General features: G+C 52.7%; 18 protein-coding genes. 2 read left to right on the forward strand and 16 right to left on the reverse strand.

The features are described from left to right. Positions 1-176: 176 nt before the first annotated feature. Positions 177-1,547: a bifunctional UDP-N-acetylglucosamine diphosphorylase/glucosamine-1-phosphate N-acetyltransferase GlmU gene (glmU, locus tag JHD74_RS14940; RefSeq protein ID WP_065683404.1), complete on the reverse strand. Its 1,371-nt coding sequence runs from the start codon at positions 1,545-1,547 to the stop codon at positions 177-179. 47 nt (positions 1,548-1,594) lie between these two features. Between glmU and JHD74_RS14945 the strand changes: the two genes are divergently transcribed. Then, positions 1,595-1,861 (forward strand): hypothetical protein, encoded by a 267-nt coding sequence (locus JHD74_RS14945; protein WP_152529888.1) that lies wholly within the window; start codon positions 1,595-1,597, stop codon positions 1,859-1,861. On the opposite strand, the gene JHD74_RS14950 is transcribed toward JHD74_RS14945, so the two are convergent. The 14 genes from JHD74_RS14950 to asnC all read right to left on the reverse strand — a co-directional run bounded on the left by JHD74_RS14950 (position 1,842) and on the right by asnC (position 14,722). Further along, positions 1,842-2,261 (reverse strand): F0F1 ATP synthase subunit epsilon, encoded by a 420-nt coding sequence (locus JHD74_RS14950; RefSeq protein WP_004933814.1) that lies wholly within the window; start codon positions 2,259-2,261, stop codon positions 1,842-1,844. The two genes, JHD74_RS14945 and JHD74_RS14950, sit on opposite strands and share 20 nt — an antisense overlap. Positions 2,262-2,281: 20 nt before the next feature. Further along, a complete protein-coding gene (gene atpD / locus JHD74_RS14955) occupies positions 2,282-3,664 on the reverse strand; it encodes a F0F1 ATP synthase subunit beta (protein WP_024484688.1) in 1,383 nt (460 codons plus the stop codon). Between the two features lie 32 nt (positions 3,665-3,696). Next, positions 3,697-4,560, reverse strand: a complete 864-nt coding sequence (atpG, locus tag JHD74_RS14960) for a F0F1 ATP synthase subunit gamma (protein ID WP_021181426.1) — start codon at positions 4,558-4,560, stop codon at positions 3,697-3,699. A gap of 57 nt (positions 4,561-4,617) precedes the next feature. Next, on the reverse strand, positions 4,618-6,159 hold the full coding sequence (gene atpA, locus JHD74_RS14965; RefSeq protein WP_024527379.1) for a F0F1 ATP synthase subunit alpha: 1,542 nt from the start codon (positions 6,157-6,159) through the stop codon (positions 4,618-4,620). 12 nt (positions 6,160-6,171) lie between these two features. Beyond that, complete coding sequence (atpH, locus tag JHD74_RS14970; protein WP_024527380.1) at positions 6,172-6,705, reverse strand: F0F1 ATP synthase subunit delta; 534 nt, start codon at positions 6,703-6,705, stop codon at positions 6,172-6,174. Positions 6,706-6,719: 14 nt separating this feature from the next. Beyond that, entirely contained in the window at positions 6,720-7,190 is a 471-nt protein-coding gene (atpF, locus tag JHD74_RS14975; protein ID WP_021181429.1) for a F0F1 ATP synthase subunit B, read from the reverse strand. A 58-nt stretch (positions 7,191-7,248) separates the two neighbouring features. Further along, the gene (atpE, locus tag JHD74_RS14980) at positions 7,249-7,488 is read right to left on the reverse strand and encodes a F0F1 ATP synthase subunit C (RefSeq protein WP_004393045.1); all 240 of its coding nucleotides are present in this window, start codon (positions 7,486-7,488) and stop codon (positions 7,249-7,251) included. A 49-nt stretch (positions 7,489-7,537) separates the two neighbouring features. Beyond that, a complete protein-coding gene (atpB, locus tag JHD74_RS14985; RefSeq protein ID WP_037434395.1) occupies positions 7,538-8,317 on the reverse strand; it encodes a F0F1 ATP synthase subunit A in 780 nt (259 codons plus the stop codon). Positions 8,318-8,339: 22 nt separating this feature from the next. Next, the gene (gene atpI, locus JHD74_RS14990) at positions 8,340-8,723 is read right to left on the reverse strand and encodes a F0F1 ATP synthase subunit I (RefSeq protein ID WP_024484684.1); all 384 of its coding nucleotides are present in this window, start codon (positions 8,721-8,723) and stop codon (positions 8,340-8,342) included. Positions 8,724-9,359: 636 nt separating this feature from the next. Continuing rightward, entirely contained in the window at positions 9,360-9,980 is a 621-nt protein-coding gene (gene rsmG / locus JHD74_RS14995; RefSeq protein WP_024527382.1) for a 16S rRNA (guanine(527)-N(7))-methyltransferase RsmG, read from the reverse strand. A gap of 140 nt (positions 9,981-10,120) precedes the next feature. After that, complete coding sequence (mnmG, locus tag JHD74_RS15000; protein WP_199062990.1) at positions 10,121-12,010, reverse strand: tRNA uridine-5-carboxymethylaminomethyl(34) synthesis enzyme MnmG; 1,890 nt, start codon at positions 12,008-12,010, stop codon at positions 10,121-10,123. Positions 12,011-12,391: 381 nt separating this feature from the next. Beyond that, on the reverse strand, positions 12,392-12,832 hold the full coding sequence (gene mioC, locus JHD74_RS15005; RefSeq protein WP_024484681.1) for an FMN-binding protein MioC: 441 nt from the start codon (positions 12,830-12,832) through the stop codon (positions 12,392-12,394). 254 nt (positions 12,833-13,086) lie between these two features. Then, positions 13,087-14,208: a DUF1266 domain-containing protein gene (locus tag JHD74_RS15010; protein ID WP_199062991.1), complete on the reverse strand. Its 1,122-nt coding sequence runs from the start codon at positions 14,206-14,208 to the stop codon at positions 13,087-13,089. Positions 14,209-14,260: 52 nt separating this feature from the next. Continuing rightward, a complete protein-coding gene (gene asnC / locus JHD74_RS15015; RefSeq protein WP_021181440.1) occupies positions 14,261-14,722 on the reverse strand; it encodes a transcriptional regulator AsnC in 462 nt (153 codons plus the stop codon). Between the two features lie 155 nt (positions 14,723-14,877). Between asnC and asnA the strand changes: the two genes are divergently transcribed. Continuing rightward, positions 14,878-15,870, forward strand: a complete 993-nt coding sequence (gene asnA, locus JHD74_RS15020; RefSeq protein WP_199062992.1) for an aspartate--ammonia ligase — start codon at positions 14,878-14,880, stop codon at positions 15,868-15,870. Between the two features lie 3 nt (positions 15,871-15,873). Here asnA and viaA read toward each other — a convergent pair whose 3' ends face one another. Further along, complete coding sequence (viaA, locus tag JHD74_RS15025; protein WP_074030805.1) at positions 15,874-17,337, reverse strand: ATPase RavA stimulator ViaA; 1,464 nt, start codon at positions 17,335-17,337, stop codon at positions 15,874-15,876. Positions 17,338-17,339: the final 2 nt, after the last annotated feature.

A 17,339-nucleotide genomic window follows, 5' to 3' on the forward strand; every position in this document is an offset into this window, starting at 1 on the left:
CCCACAGGGAGAGGGGACCGATCGAGAGTGTCTGAAATTACGTCTTCTACATTAGCACCGGCTGATTCACCTTGATTGAAGGGGCGATCGCGGTTGCTATGATTACCCCTGCTATCCCAACAGAGCAGGGGCTAACAGCTCCCTCTCCCTGTGGGAGAGGGTTGGGGTGAGAGGGCCTACTTCTTCTTGGTTGGACGCTGCCAGCCTTGAATGTGCACCTGCTTGACCCGGCTCAACACCAGCTCATTATCCGCAATATCACGGGTCACCGTGGTACCGGCAGCGATCGTCACCCCTTTGCCTACGGTGACCGGAGCCACCAGCTGAGTGTCCGAGCCGACAAACACGCCGTCGCCGATAATGGTTTTATGCTTGTTGGCACCGTCGTAGTTGCAGGTGATAGTACCGGCACCGATATTCACATCATCGCCAATTTCGGCGTCGCCCAGATAGCTCAGGTGACCAGCTTTGGAACCTTTGCCCAGGCGGGCCTTTTTGATTTCCACGAAGTTGCCGACGTGGGCACCTTCTGCCAGTTCGGCACCAGGGCGCAGACGGGCAAATGGGCCAACAGTACAGGCAGCTTCCAGCTGCGCATCTTCCAGCACGCTGTAAGGGCTGATCTCGCAGTCGTCGCCAATCACGCAGTTTTTCAGCACGCAGCCGGCACCGATCTTCACGCGGTTACCCAGCTTGACCTTGCCTTCGATAATCACGTTGGCATCGATGGATATGTCGCGGCCATGTTCCAGCTCGCCACGCAGATCGAAGCGCGCCGGATCCAGCAGCATCACGCCAGCCAGCAATAGCTTCTCTGCCTGCTCGGCCTGATACACGCGTTCAAGCTGCGACAGTTGCAGGCGGTTATTCACGCCTTCAACTTCGCTCAGGCGCGCCGGGTGTACCGCCTCAATCTTGTTACCCTCGGCATGTGCCAGGGCAATGATGTCGGTGATATAGAATTCACCCTGGGCATTATTATTGTTCAGCTTGCCCAGCCAGCGCTTCAGATCGCGGCCGTTGGCCACCAGAATGCCGGTGTTGATCTCATTAATCTGGCGCTGCTCATCGTTGGCATCTTTATGTTCGACAATGCCCACCACGGTGCCGTTTTCACGTACGATGCGGCCATAACCGCTCGGGTCTTGCAGCTTCACCGTCAGCAGGCCAATGCCACCCTGAGGTTTGGCTGCCAGCAGGCGCGTCAGCGTATCGACGGCGATCAGTGGCACATCGCCATACAGCATCAGCACGTCTTCATCATCGGCAAAATGCGGTGCCGCCTGCTGCATCGCATGGCCGGTTCCCAACTGCTCGGCCTGCAACACCCAGTTTAGTGCATCATTGCGCAGGGTGCTTTTCAGCAGCTCGCCGCCGTGGCCGTAAACCAGATGGACGTTTTTAGCACCCAGCTTCATGGCAGCATCAATGACGTGCTGCACCATTGGCTTACCCGCCAGCGGATGTAACACCTTGGGAAGGTCGGAATACATGCGTGTTCCCTTGCCCGCGGCGAGGATAACCACGCTCATTGCGCTGTTAGACATAAGCAACCTGATAACTCCATTTTGATGGACGAAAGTAAAACCGTTTGATGACGGAATTACTACATATTTCTCTACACGAATCCGGCGCAGGCCGCATGGCTCCTAGCCTGCCGCCAATGGCTGCAATCCAACCGTACAGCGAAAAAACTGTCGGTGATCGGCGACGCTTAATTCCACTGGCAGCGCTAATACAGCACAATGCCTGGCCGGTTGAAACGCTTATTTTAAAACAAAAAAAAAGCGACCCACAGGGGCCGCTTTCTTATTTCCACACGCTGCAGGCAACGTGGGAGTTTACATCGCTTTTCTGGTGAGCTCGATAACGCGCAGTTTCGCGATCGCTTTCGCCAGTTCAGCAGATGCCTGAGCATAGTCGACATCGCCATGAGAGCTACGGATGTGCTCTTCAGCTTTACGCTTAGCTTCCAGCGCTCTCGCTTCGTCGAGGTCCGTTCCACGGATGGCAGTGTCCGCCAGCACGGTTACCACGCTCGGCTGTACCTCAAGGATACCGCCGGACAGGTAGATGAACTCTTCTTCACCGTGCTGTTTAACAATACGCACCATGCCAGGCTTGATGGCAGTCAGCAGCGGCGCATGGCCAGGGAAGATCCCCAGTTCGCCTTCGCTGCCTGTCACCTGGATCTTCTGCACCAGGCCGGAAAACATCTGTTTTTCCGCGCTGACGACATCCAGATGGTAAGTCATAGCCATATCACCCTCCTCTCAAGGCGTTACAGTTTCTTGGCTTTTTCCACTGCTTCTTCAATGGTGCCAACCATGTAGAACGCCTGCTCCGGCAGGTGGTCATAGTCGCCGTCCATAATGCCTTTGAAACCACGGATGGTGTCTTTCAGCGATACGAACTTGCCCGGAGAACCGGTAAAGACTTCTGCCACGAAGAACGGCTGAGACAGGAAACGTTGGATTTTACGCGCACGGGATACAACCAGCTTGTCGTCTTCTGACAGCTCGTCCATACCCAGGATGGCGATGATATCTTTCAGTTCCTGGTAACGTTGCAGAATAGACTGCACGCCACGCGCTACGTCGTAGTGCTCCTGGCCAACTACCAGCGGATCCAACTGACGGCTGGTGGAATCCAGCGGGTCAACGGCCGGGTAGATACCCAGAGAAGCGATGTTACGGCTCAGTACCACGGTTGCATCCAAGTGAGCAAAGGTGGTGGCTGGTGATGGGTCAGTCAAGTCATCCGCAGGAACGTAAACGGCCTGCACAGAGGTGATTGAACCGGTCTTGGTAGAGGTGATACGTTCTTGCAGAACACCCATCTCTTCCGCCAGCGTTGGCTGATAACCTACTGCCGATGGCATACGGCCCAGAAGTGCGGACACTTCGGTACCGGCCAGGGTATAACGGTAGATGTTATCGACGAACAGCAGTACGTCACGACCTTCGTCACGGAACTTCTCAGCCATGGTCAGGCCGGTCAGCGCAACGCGCAGACGGTTACCTGGTGGCTCGTTCATCTGGCCGTAAACCAGGGAAACTTTGTCCAGTACGTTGGAGTCGGTCATTTCGTGGTAGAAGTCGTTACCCTCACGAGTACGTTCACCCACGCCCGCAAACACAGAATAACCGGAGTGCTCGATCGCGATGTTACGGATCAGCTCCATCATGTTTACGGTTTTACCTACACCAGCACCACCGAACAGACCGACTTTACCCCCCTTGGCGAACGGGCAGATCAGGTCCATTACCTTGATACCGGTTTCCAGCAGATCCTGGGAGCTGGACAACTCTTCGTAGCTTGGCGCCGGGCGGTGAATAGCCCAACGTTCTTCTTCGCCGATGTCGCCCTTCATGTCGATTGGTTCACCCAATACGTTCATGATACGGCCCAGGGTAGCTTTACCTACCGGTACTTCAATCGGGTGCTGCAGGTCGGTTACGGCCAGACCACGACGCAGACCGTCTGAGGTCCCCATTGCGATACAGCGAACCACGCCGCCACCCAGCTGTTGCTGAACTTCCAGCACCAATTTCTCGGTGCCGTTTGCAACCTCAAGAGCGTTGTACACTTTCGGTACGGCATCCTGAGGGAACTCGACGTCCACCACGGCGCCGATTACCTGGATAATCTTTCCAGTAGCCATCTTGAATCCTCTACGTAATTCGTAAACCTAGCTTAAACCGCGGAGGCTCCCGAAACGATCTCGGTGAGTTCCTGAGTGATGCTGGCCTGACGCGCCTTGTTGTATACCAACTGCAGCTCTTTGATCAGGCTACCGCCGTTATCGGTTGCGGCTTTCATCGCTACCATTCGTGCGGCCTGCTCGCTGGCCAGGTTTTCCACGACGCCCTGATAAACTTGCGATTCCACATAACGGCGCAGCAAGGTATCAAGCAGCACTTTTGGATCGGGTTCATACAGGTAATCCCAGGATTTTTTCTTCAGTTCACTGTCATCAGAAGGTGGCAATGGCAGAAGTTGCAGTAACTGCGGTTCCTGGGACATCGTATTAACAAATTTGTTGCTGACAACGTACAGCTTGTCTAAACGACCTTCGTCGTAGGCTTGCAGCATCACTTTCACTGGACCGATCAGATCCGACAGGGAAGGGTTATCCCCCATGCCGGTCACCTGGGCAACCACGTTGCCGCCCACGGAACCAAAGAAAGAGGCTGCTTTTGAGCCAATCAGCGCTAAATCAGCTTCAACGCCTTTTTCAGACCAGCCTTTCATCTCTGCCAACAGCTTCTTGAACAGGTTGATGTTCAAGCCGCCGCAGAGACCACGGTCAGTAGACACCACCAGATACCCGACGCGCTTAACGTCACGCTCATCCAGGTACGGGTGCTTATATTCCAGATTCCCTAAAGCCAGGTGACCAATCACCTCGCGCATGGTCTCTGCATAAGGACGGCTGGCCGCCATGCGTTCCTGCGATTTACGCATTTTGGAGGCGGCGACCATTTCCATCGCTTTAGTGATCTTCTGCGTGTTTTGCACGCTGGCGATCTTACTACGTATCTCTTTTGCGCCGGCCATCTCTGCTTCTCCTCATTGCCAGCGGCCTGCCGTCTTGCAACGGCAGGCCGCTATGCGTTACCAGGACTGGGTTGCCTTGAAGGTATCGAGGATGCCTTTCAGCTTGCCTTCGATCTCATCGTTATAAGCACCAGTTTGGTTGATGTGGTTCAGCAGTTCGGCATGCTCGCGATCCGCAAAAGCAACCAGAGCGGCTTCGAAGCTGACGACTTTCGCCACTTCTACGTCGTTCAGGTAGCCACGCTCGGCGGCAAACAGCACCAGAGACTGTTGTGCGACGGACATCGGCGCATACTGTTTCTGTTTCAGCAGCTCGGTCACTTTCTGACCGTGGCTCAGCTGTTTACGCGTTGCATCGTCCAGATCGGAAGCGAACTGAGAGAACGCAGCCAGTTCACGATACTGCGCCAGAGCGGTACGAATACCACCGGACAGTTTTTTCATGATCTTGGTCTGTGCTGCACCACCCACACGGGATACGGAAATACCCGGGTTAACCGCCGGACGAATACCGGAGTTAAACAGGTTGGATTCCAGGAAGATCTGACCATCGGTAATCGAGATTACGTTGGTCGGAACGAACGCGGAAACGTCACCCGCCTGGGTTTCAATGATCGGCAGAGCGGTCAGTGAACCGGTTTTGCCTTTGACTTCACCTTTGGTGAAGGCTTCAACGTAGTCGGCGTTAACACGCGCAGCACGCTCCAGCAAACGGGAGTGGAGGTAGAATACGTCGCCTGGGTAAGCTTCACGACCTGGTGGACGGCGAAGCAGCAGGGAGATCTGACGGTAAGCAACAGCCTGTTTGGACAGGTCATCGTATACGATCAGCGCATCTTCACCGCGGTCACGGAAGTATTCGCCCATTGCGCAACCGGCATATGGCGCCAGGTATTGCAGTGCAGCGGATTCTGACGCGGTAGCCACAACCACGATGGTGTTGGCCAGTGCGCCGTGCTCTTCCAGCTTGCGTACCACGTTAGCGATGGTAGACGCTTTCTGGCCGATAGCTACGTAAACGCATTTGATGCCGGAATCGCGCTGGTTGATGATCGCATCGATCGCCAGGGCAGTTTTACCGGTTTGACGGTCGCCGATCACCAGCTCACGCTGGCCACGACCGATTGGGATCATGGCGTCGACCGATTTGTAGCCGGTCTGTACAGGTTGATCAACAGACTGACGCTCGATAACGCCAGGTGCGATAGTTTCAACCGGGGAGAAACCGTCATGTTCAACCGGGCCTTTACCGTCGATAGGTGCACCCAGGGTGTTGACCACACGGCCCAGCAGACCACGGCCAACTGGAACTTCCAGAATACGGCCGGTACATTTTACCTTCATGCCTTCGGCCAGATCCGAATACGGACCCATTACCACGGCACCTACAGAGTCACGCTCCAGGTTCAATGCAATTGCGTAACGGTTGCCCGGCAGTGCGATCATTTCGCCCTGCATAACCTCGGCCAAACCGTGTACGCGGATGATCCCGTCGCTGACGGAAACGATGGTACCTTCATTGTGAGCTTCGCTCACTACATTGAACTGAGCAATGCGCTGCTTGATCAGTTCGCTGATTTCGGTGGAATTCAGTTGCATGCTCCAGTCCCCTTAAGACTGCAAGACGTCTGCCAGGCGCTCGAGACGGCCACGTACGCTGCCATCGATCACCAGATCACCGGCACGGATAATGACACCGGCCAGTACAGACTTGTCAATTTTGCAATTCAGCTTAACTTTGCGTGACAGACGTTTTTCCATCGCAGCGATAATCTTGGCTTGCTGTGTGTCGTTCAGTGCGCTCGATGAGAGCACCTCGACTTCGACGGTGGATTCCAGCGCGGCGCGCAGTTCGATGAACTGTTGCAGCACCGCAGGAAGGACCAGTAAACGCCCATTTTCGGCCATTACACGGATAAAGTTCTGGCCATGTTCGTCGAGCTCATCGCCACAAACCGCAATAAACGTGTTGGACAAGGTTTCAGGTGCAACAGCACCGGAAAGCAGTTCCGCCATCTGTTCATTACGCGTGACAACAGCAGTAAACGCCAGCATTTGCTGCCAGCGTTCTACGCTTTGGTTCTCAACGGCAAAGTCAAAAGCTGCTTTGGCGTAGGGGCGAGCTACGGTGATAAATTCAGACATCAGCCCCTCCCTCCTTACAGTTCAGCGACCAGTTTATCAACGATGTCGCTGTTAGCAGCTTCATCCACGGAACGTTCGATGATCTTCTCGGCACCGGCAATTGCCAGCATCGCGACTTGCTTACGCAACTCTTCACGAGCGCGCTTACGTTCGGCTTCGATCTCAGCCTGAGCCTGCGCCACGATTTTGTTACGTTCCTGCTCGGCTTCTGCTTTCGCTTCGTCCACGATCTGAGCTTTGCGTTTGTTTGCTTGCTCAATAATCGCCTGGGCTTCCGCTTTGGCAGTTTTCAGCTGGTCGGTCGCATGGGCTTGCGCTAAGTCCAAATCTTTTTTGCCACGTTCTGCGGAAGCGAGGCCATCAGCAATTTCTTTCTGACGCTTCTCGATGGCAGCCATAATTGGCGGCCATACATACTTCATGCAGAACCAGACAAACAGGATGAACGCGATAGCCTGGCCGAGGATTGTTGCGTTAAGATTCACAGCACAATGCCTCTTTAAAAGTTAATAATGTGGTTTCTTTGTAGAGTGTGAACCCTACTTACGCGACAGCAAACATCACGTACAAACCCAGACCAACAGCGATCATCGGGATGGCGTCAACCAGGCCCATAACGATAAAGAACTGTGTACGCAACAGAGGGATCAGATCAGGTTGACGTGCAGCGCCTTCCAAGAATTTACCACCCAGGATGCCGATACCGATCGCAGCACCGATTGCCGCTAACCCCATCATAATAGCGGCAGCCATGTACAGCAGATCCATATTCAGGTTTTCCATGACAGTCTCCAGTTTGTTTCAGTTTAATAGTGCAAGTGTTTTAAGAAAATCAGTGCTCTTCAGATGCCATCGACAGATAGACAATCGTCAGAACCATGAAAATAAAGGCTTGAAGCGTAATGATCAGGATGTGGAAGATTGCCCAAGGCAAACTCAGCATCCACTGTGACCACCACGGCAACAGACCAGCAATCAGGATGAAGATCAACTCACCCGCATACATGTTGCCGAACAGTCGCAGACCCAGTGAAACAGGTTTGGACAGCAGGCTGACACCTTCAAGGATCAGGTTAATGGGAATAAATACCGGGTGGTTGAACGGCTGCATGGTTAACTCTTTGACGAACCCACCAATGCCTTTCATTTTAATGCTATAGAACAGGATCAGGACAAATACGGCCAACGCCATCGACAACGTGATGTTCACGTCGGCGGTAGGCACCACACGCAGTGCTGGCAGGCCAAGGTAATGCTCACCGATGAACGGCAGAAGGTCGACCGGGATCAGGTCCATCAGGTTCATCAGGAATACCCAGACGAACACCGTCAGTGCCAGCGGAGCAATGACCTTGCTCTTGCCGTGGTACATATCTTTTACGCTGTTGTCGACAAAGCCAACGATCAGCTCAACGGCGGTTTGCAACTTTCCGGGCACGCCGCTGGTGGCGTTTTTGGCTACCTTGCGGAATACCGCCAGAAAGACCACCCCGAGGACAATGGAGAAAAACATCGAGTCGACGTTAATCGACCAGAACCCCGTCCCGACCTGAAGCTGCGTCAGGTGGTGACCGATATACTCCTGTGGAGTCAAGACTTCTCCTGCAGACATGATGCCTCTTACCCTTATTTAGTTAAGTTCGGTAACTGTTAATCACGGCTGGTGCCACTATCTGCACAATCAACACCGCTAAATAGGTCAGGCCAAGCGGTACAAAAGCCGCTTTGAACACCCCAAGCGCCACGATCAGCAAAACGATGGTGATCACGACCTTTAGCCCTTCACCAATGGCGAACGACCAGGCAACCCGTCCGGGTGCCGGCGTCTGTGCCTGATGACGCAAGGCAAACAGCATAAACATGGCATTGGGTAACCAGGCAGCCAGGCCACCTGCCAGTGCCGAACCGCTCCACTCCAGACTTTTCAGGCCGAAAGCAGCGCTGATCAAAACAAAAGTCATTAACTGCAGCAACAGCAACTTGCGTGCAACTTTTCCGCTGTACAGGGACACAGACATGACGTTTGTTCTCTCCGTACCCCTGAGGGGGTATGCCGACGTATAAAACTGCCTTTGCGGTTCTGAGTCAAGCAGCAAAAAACGTGCAAATTATACGGGCCACTCCAACGAATTCAATCGATAAGTAGCGAAAAGGTGAACAATTATTTAAATTTCCCCTTTTAGGGCTATTTTCACAAGAAAATGGCCGGAATAATCGCTCGCATTTATTTGTCTGACTATTCCACGGTTGCGGTAAGAAACGTGCAACCGATCACAATACTGACTATTAATGAGTTATAGCCCAGGTTCACGACCTAGGTCTTTAGCTTTTTGGGCGATCAAAAAATATTATAAATCAAATCATTACAACGTAACCGTTCAAAAACAATCCTTATACCCCGTAAAAACCTTTTATTGACATTCACAGGAATAATAAAGCAACACTCAATTAACACTGACAGCAAATCGGAATCTTTCACACATTGTTGCTAACGTGACTATCACCTACTGAAATGATGCATTTTTGACATAACAATGTTAATTAAAAGTAAATAAACGAAAGAAAGGGCCTGTCTGATTAGACTGCTTGCTATTTACCTTCTGTACCCTACACCAATCACTGATTATTTGATGCTAAGCAATTCTGATTTGGCTTTAGTGGGCTTTCAGGACGATCAAATGGCGCTCGCCATCCAGCTCCGGTACCTGCAAACGCACCACCGACTCCAGAGAAATCCCTTCTGGCAACTGGGCCAACTCGTCTTGCGGGCAAACCCCTTTCAGCGCATAAAAACGCCCCTGCCCTTTGGCTGGCAGGTGGTGACACCAAGCCAACATGTCTTGCAGTGAAGCAAAAGCCCGGCTGATCACACCGTCAAACGGCGGTTCTGCCACAAACTCTTCCACACGGCTCTGTACCGGCTCGATATTGTTCAGCCCCAACTCATGCTGCACCTGTCGCAGAAAGCGTACGCGCTTGCCCAGGCTGTCTAACAGGGTGAAATGGGCATCGGGCCGCACGATTGCCAACGGAATGCCTGGCAAACCCGGGCCGGTGCCAACGTCGATAAAGCGTGAACCTGTCAGATGGGCATTCACCACAATGCTGTCCATGATATGACGCACCAGCATTTGCTGCGGATCGCGTACAGAAGTGAGGTTGTAAGCCTTGTTCCACTTGTCGAGCATAGCGACATAGCCCAACAATTGCTGCTTTTGTTGATCGGGAAGCGAAATTCCAGCCGCTGAAAGCAACGAATCCAATTTTTTTTGCACAACAGAGTCCTCTGACAGGCGTGGAACATGCAGGCCAATCTGCAACTGCTCTCTTAGGCAGTCTATGATAATTCAGGCTTGAGATGATGTCAGCGGCCGTTTGCTCAGCAGATAGGCAAACGGCCACTCGGTGAGCGGATTTATGCGCTGCGGCGCAGTAAGCCCTGTTTTTTCAGCCAGATCAGCAAAATAGAGATCGCTGCTGGTGTGATGCCGGAAATGCGCGAAGCCTGACCGATCGAGTTAGGCTTGTGATCGTTCAGTTTGGCGATCACCTCGTTGGACAATCCGGAGACCTGGCGATAATCGAGATCCAGCGGCAGCACGGTATTCTCGTTGCGCTGTTGTTTGTCGATCTCATCTTGCTGGCGAGCGATGTAGCCTTCGTATTTCACCTGAATTTCCACTTGCTCAGCGGCTTCGGTGTCTGCCAGTGCAGGAGCAAAAGCTGCCACCGCGGTCAGTTGGCCATAATCCATTTCCGGGCGGCGCAGCAGTTCTTCGCCATTGGCTTCACGTGACAGAGGAGCTTTCAGCAGGACGTTAACCTGCTCGACGTTCTCTGAATGCGGGTGCACCCAGATATCACGCAGACGCTGACGTTCCTGTTCGATGTGCTCAAGTTTTTCGCAGTAGCGCTGCCAGCGCTCATCGTCAACCAGCCCCAGTTCACGGCCTTTTTCCGTCATGCGCAGATCGGCGTTGTCTTCACGCAGCATCAGACGGTATTCGGCACGTGAGGTAAACATGCGGTACGGCTCTTTGGTTCCCAGCGTACTGAGATCGTCCACCAGCACCCCCAGGTAAGCCTGATCGCGGCGTGGTGACCAGCCTTCGTCTTCAACGGCATAACGCCCGGCGTTCAACCCGGCCAACAAGCCCTGCGCAGCAGCTTCTTCGTAACCGGTGGTGCCGTTGATCTGGCCTGCGAAGAACAGACCTTGAATAAATTTGCTTTCCAATGTGGGCTTCAAATCGCGTGGATCGAAGAAATCGTACTCGATGGCATAGCCAGGGCGAACGATACGGGCATTTTGCATCCCTTCCATCGAACGCACGATCTGCATCTGTACGTCAAACGGCAAACTGGTGGAAATCCCGTTCGGGTAGATCTCGTTACTGGTTAACCCTTCAGGCTCCAGGAAGATCTGGTGCGCATTACGATCGGCAAAGCGCATCACTTTATCTTCGATCGACGGGCAATAGCGTGGGCCGATCCCTTCGATGATCCCGGCATACATCGGGCTACGATCGAGGTTGTTGCGGATCACGTCATGGGTTTTTTCATTGGTGTGCGTGATGTAGCACGGCACCTGTTGTGGATGCTGGCTGGCGTTGCCCAGGAAAGAAAACACTGGAATTGGCGTATCGCCATGCTGCTCAGCCAGAACGCTGAAATCTATGGTGCGTGCATCGATACGGGGAGGTGTACCCGTTTTCAGGCGATTGACACGCAGAGGCAGTTCACGCAGACGCTGTGACAAAGAGATCGACGGAGGATCCCCAGCACGGCCACCGCTGTAGTTTTCCAGGCCGATGTGGATCTTGCCATCCAGGAAGGTGCCTACGGTCAGTACTACCGCTTTGGCACGGAATTTCAGCCCCATCTGGGTCACCGCACCCACCACTCGATCGTTTTCGACGATCAGATCCTCAACCGGTTGTTGGAAGATCATCAGGTTTGGCTGGTTCTCCAATGCGGTACGAACGGCTTGGCGATACAGGACGCGATCTGCCTGAGCCCGAGTGGCTCGCACTGCCGGGCCTTTGCTGGCGTTTAGTATCCTAAACTGGATACCCGCATGGTCGATCGCCTTGGCCATCAGCCCGCCGAGTGCATCGATTTCCTTGACCAGATGCCCTTTCCCGATACCACCGATCGCCGGATTACAGGACATTTGTCCCAGCGTGTCGATATTGTGGGTCAGTAATAAAGTCTGACGTCCCATACGTGCCGCAGCCATGGCGGCTTCGGTTCCGGCATGGCCACCACCGATGATAATGACGTCAAATTGCTCTGGATAAAACATGGAACAGCACCTCGGAGTACTTGCGAACGATCGTTGTTTGCCCTGGGGGGAGGATTCTACTCAAGTTTAGTCGATCGACCAAGCGGTCAGGATCTTAGGTAATTAAAAGAAGATCTTTTTTATTTAAAGATCTCTTTATTAGATCTCTTATTAGGATCGCGATCCTCTGTGGATAAGTGATTATTCCACAGAAAGATCAGCCGATTAAGCAGGATCGTTTGCTGTGAATGATCGGTGATCCTGGCCAGTATAAGCTGGGATCTAAATGGCATGTTATCCACAGGACAGAAAGCGTACGACGGTTGTTATTGGGATAACTACCGCTTATACCCTGCTTTCGAGCCTAGTTATACACAATCGTTCGCGCGATCTTTAACCGAATTAGAGTAAAATAATCCAATTCTTCAGCCATTCTTCGGCAGGATCCTCGGGAATTTCATGTTGGGTCACGTCGATCTCGAGACGATCGCCGATCCTTTTCGCTCCACGAGCCTGGAAAAGATCGTCGATCTGTTTGATCGCACCACAGAAGGTATCGTACTCAGAACTGCCCAAACCGACGGCACCGAACTGCACCTGCGATAAATCAGGTTGCTGCTCTGCCAGTTGTTCTAACAGCGGCTGCAAGTTATCTGGTAAATCACCGGCACCGTGAGTGGAGGAAACCACCAGCCACCGGCCTGACAGCGTCAATTCATCCAATTCAGGGCCATGCAGCATTTCCGTTGAGAAACCTGCTTCTTCGAGTTTCTCGGCCAAATGTTCAGCCACGTATTCTGCGCTGCCAAGCGTACTGCCACTGATCAGAGTAATGTCTGCCATGAATGAATGATCCCAACCTTAAACTCAAGAGGCCGTATTGTACTCTGTGAATCAGCTGGGATCTACCTGTGGATAATATGGGTATAACGATCTTGTCTAGTACAGAGTCTGCGATTAAGGCGTTAATTTCTCAAAGAATAACGGCATTCTCTTTGTGTAATGTTTTGATTTGAGGTTATTTAATCGAGAAAGGGGGGCGGGGTAAGGAAGAAAGCGGCCAGCGTGCCATAAGCTCACTGACCAATAAATTTTTATTACGACACGTAATCTTCGGGTTTAATCGATGATATGAACGGCTGCTCAGGCTGTAGATGAGCAAAGCCACTGAGCATATCTTCACTCAGCTCAATACCGGGGCGTGCTGGCCAAGGTAACGATTTGATTGGCCAATGACAGTGTTGCTGATAGTCCTTGAACTGCGCTAATCGGCCCTTTACCAAGTCGAAGTCGTTACTCCAAAAGGCATGACCGAGACGGTAGTTCTTATTGAATTCGTCAAAACTGGCAAAGAGTTCATGCGCTATATCGGCTGTTTTCAATATGTTGTCCCAGGCTTCTTGTTCTGCGATCAAACCGGCACAAAAACATGAGCGGCTCAGTGTGATCACCCGCCATAGATCGAAGGCCCAAATCAGCGCTGGCGAGCGTTGCTCCGGGCTTGGGGTTATGCAGCTATGAATATAACCGACAGGCTCTTCAATCAGTGCGGCCAGATTCCTCACCCAGGTATCATCTTCTACCGAATGGCGCATGTCGAAGGCAAAATGCTGGGAGTGCATACCGGCCAAAAGTTTATTCACAGCTTCGCGATAGTGCTTGGCGTCGGCGATGTTCCAGTCATCGTACAACCCTTTAAGGTGATCTTTGGGCTGTGATGGATCCAGCAATGGAAATGTCTTAACGGGATCTTGCAGGCGTGCGGCGATCGGGTAGTGCTCAAGTGTTTCACTCCAAAAGCCATGTGAATAAGTTTGGACTATGTCCAGGCGCAATGCTTGACGCTTGTTGTCTTCTAACTGGCCTAAATTCCCCTGCTGATAGTATCGCTGTTGCTCGCGCATAGGGGTTTTGACCAACCATGAGCACCCTATGGCCACCAGCCCGATGGCTAGCGCAGTACAGCCCCAAATCCAGTAAACTAGCGGGGGTAGTGAAGTACTAATGAAGCTATCCTGATAAGCAATTACCAGTAAGAATGACAGGCCTATGCCCAAGAGAGTCGGTATAACGAGTAACACGGAAATCACAGCGGCCAACGGACTTAATACCTTTAGCATGCCCTGGTTACCCGCTTCGCGATATTTATCCCAGAAAACCTTAACGTTTTTAACCGGAAAATCCTTGAATAGCGGGTGGTTTTGCATCAGTTCCTTCATTGGATTGCATTGCTCCTTTTTTATCTATGTAGCTATCCTAACAAACACCAGCCTAAGGCGTAATGGTACGCATGATAGGATTCTGCAGCGAGATCAGCGTCTCTGTTGACTGGATCTCGTCGATAGTCTGGATCTTGTTGATCAGTACCTGTTGCAACGCATCGATCGAGCGGCACATCACCTTGATAAACACGCTGTAGTGGCCGGTGGTGTAATAGGCTTCCACCACTTCCTCCAGGCTTTCGAGCTTTTTCAGCGCCGAAGGGTAGTCCTTGGCACTCTTCAATATGATGCCGATAAAGCAGCAGACGTCGTAGCCCAGCTGTTTTGGGTTCACATCAACCCGCGTTCCGGTGATGATCCCGGCCTGCTTCATCTTCTCCACCCGCACATGAATGGTGCCGGGGCTGACGGCAAAATTCTTCGCCAGTTCAGCGTAAGGCATGCGGGCATTTTCCATTAATGCGTTGAGGATGCCGCGATCGAGATTATCGATCTGATAAATTTCTGCCATTAAATGCCCCTTTAATTGCTGATTGTTGAATTATCACCGTTTAAAAATGACCGATTAAAAGCGAAAAGGCAATATTGATTGATGGATATTGAATTTAGGTGCCATTCTGTTGCTTAATCATTGGCAACTAGACAGGTTATTCAAGAGATACGGCAATGAAAAAGCAGTTTATCCAAAAACAACAACAAATCAGCTTCGTGAAATCCTTCTTCTCTAGCCAGTTGGAACAGCAGCTTGGCCTGATTGAAGTGCAGGCTCCGATCCTCAGCCGACTGGGTGACGGTACTCAAGATAACCTTTCTGGCAGCGAAAAAGCCGTTCAGGTGAAAGTCAAAAGCCTGCCGGACTCGACGTTTGAAGTAGTGCACTCGCTGGCTAAATGGAAGCGTAAAACCCTGGGCGAGCACGATTTCAGCGCGGGTGAAGGTGTGTATACCCATATGAAAGCGCTGCGCCCGGATGAAGATCGCCTGACGCCGATCCACTCGGTGTATGTCGATCAGTGGGATTGGGAACGTGTTATGGGAGATGGCGAACGTAGCCCGGCTTACCTGCAAGATACCGTCAAGCGGATCTATGCCTCTATAAAAGAAACGGAAGCCGCGGTGAGCCGTGAATTTGGTCTGGCACCGTTCCTGCCAGAACAGATCCACTTTGTTCACAGCGAAACGCTGCTGCAACGTTACCCTGAGCTGGATGCCAAAGGCCGTGAACGTGCGATCGCCAAAGAATTGGGAGCGGTATTCCTGATTGGTATTGGTGGCAAACTCTCACATGGCAAATCCCATGACGTGCGTGCACCGGATTATGATGACTGGACCACGCCAGGTATTGAAGGGCTGAAAGGGTTGAACGGTGACATCGTGGTGTGGAACCCGGTATTGCAGGATGCGTTTGAACTCTCCTCGATGGGCATCCGTGTCGATGCGGCGGCGCTGCAACATCAGTTGGCGTTAACCGACGATCTGGATCGCCTGAAGCTGGAATGGCACCAGTCCCTGCTGCGTGGTGAAATGCCTCAGACGATTGGTGGCGGGATTGGTCAATCACGCCTGGTGATGCTGTTGCTGCAACTGTCGCATATTGGGCAAGTACAGTGTGGCGTGTGGGGACCAGAAGTACGCGAGAGCGTTGAAGGGCTGCTGTAACAGCTAGCGACTCCAGCGCCGTAGTAAACGGCTTTTTAACCCGGTATCAAAGCGCCAGATATGATCGAAGATGCGCATGATGCCGGGTTTGCCATAGGCTGACATGGCCACCGCATGAAAGCGTTGCTGGTGGCTTTGCTGCTGTGACTTCACTTTCTTGATCACCTCTTCCGGCAGCCGCTGGGCAATAAAATCGGAAATAATCACCGCATCGGCGTCAAACCAGTCGCTTTCCGCCATTTTGCTGACGGTGGCATTCAGGCAGGCGGCCAAATCCGTCCCGCCACGAAAATGTTGACCCAGGAACCGCACCGCCTGTTCGATACCGCTGGCGGCCGTCAGTTCATAGTGCACAATCTGGCTGGCAAACAGCATGATGTAGCAGCGGCGGTTGTCTGCCAGTGCGATGCGCAACAGTGCCAGGCAAAAGGCCTTGGCGCATTGTTCATTAAAGCCGCCCATTGAGCCGGAAGTATCTACGCAGACAATAAACGGCCCGCGTGGCTGCCGGTCCTGCTGCTGATGAGTGACCTGGCGCATCATGATCTGTTCCTGCCAGGCATCCCCTTGCAGGCGATAGGTCAGCAAGCGTTTTTCCAGCAGCCGCCGGTAAAACTCAAACTCCAACTCTTCAATGCCCAACGCTGCCAGTTCGGGTGGCAGTAACCGCAGGATGTCGTCACTTTGGTGTATACCGCTGACCTCTTCCGGCTGAATGGCGGGTACCTGCACCATCACCCGGTATGGTTCAGGCTGCGCATCTTGTTGCTGCACCGCCTTGGCTTCATAGCTGCGGCCCAGTTGTTGTGCCAGCTTTTGTAGCTCTGGCTGCTGTTGCAGGAAGTCTCCGTACTCCACCAGCCGTTGGTAGTCACCACGTTGTAAATGGCCTTTGCTCATATCCCACAATCGGCCCGCGGCCGTGTCGTTCTCTGCCAGCACTGGTTCCAGTGCGCCGCTCAGAGCCAGCCGTTCTTGCAGCTCGGCCATCAGTTGTTCACGCTCCTGCTCCAGTAACTTATGGTGCAGCATCGTGGCCTGCAGCGTCAGGCTAATGCGCCAGCGTTGCAGAAACAGGGTTTGGAAGCTGCCATCGAGCGGATGAGCGGGGAGATCTGCGGCATCCACCATACTCCGTGCCTGGGCGTAAAACGGCGACGCGCATTGGCGTAATAGATCGAGCGTATCGTTAAGGTTTTGCGAGAACTGGCCGTGGCTTTCCAACTGGCATTGCTGATAGCGGTAAAACTCTTGCGCCAGCACCGGCGGCACCACGGCTTGCTGAATGCGATCTTTCAGTTGCAGCTTCCAATGAGGCAGATCGCGGTTGATCGCCCGACGTATCGCCGGGAATTTATTGAAAAATACCACCAACTGCGGCGTGGCCAACATGCCAATGATCAGCTCTTCGATCAGCTCGCCTTCGGAGATCGACAGCAGCATATCGAGCGTTTCGAGGCTCAGCATGG

The sequence above is a fragment of the Serratia sp. ASV30 genome (assembly GCF_016428815.1).
GTDB lineage: Bacteria > Pseudomonadota > Gammaproteobacteria > Enterobacterales > Enterobacteriaceae > Chania > Chania fonticola_C.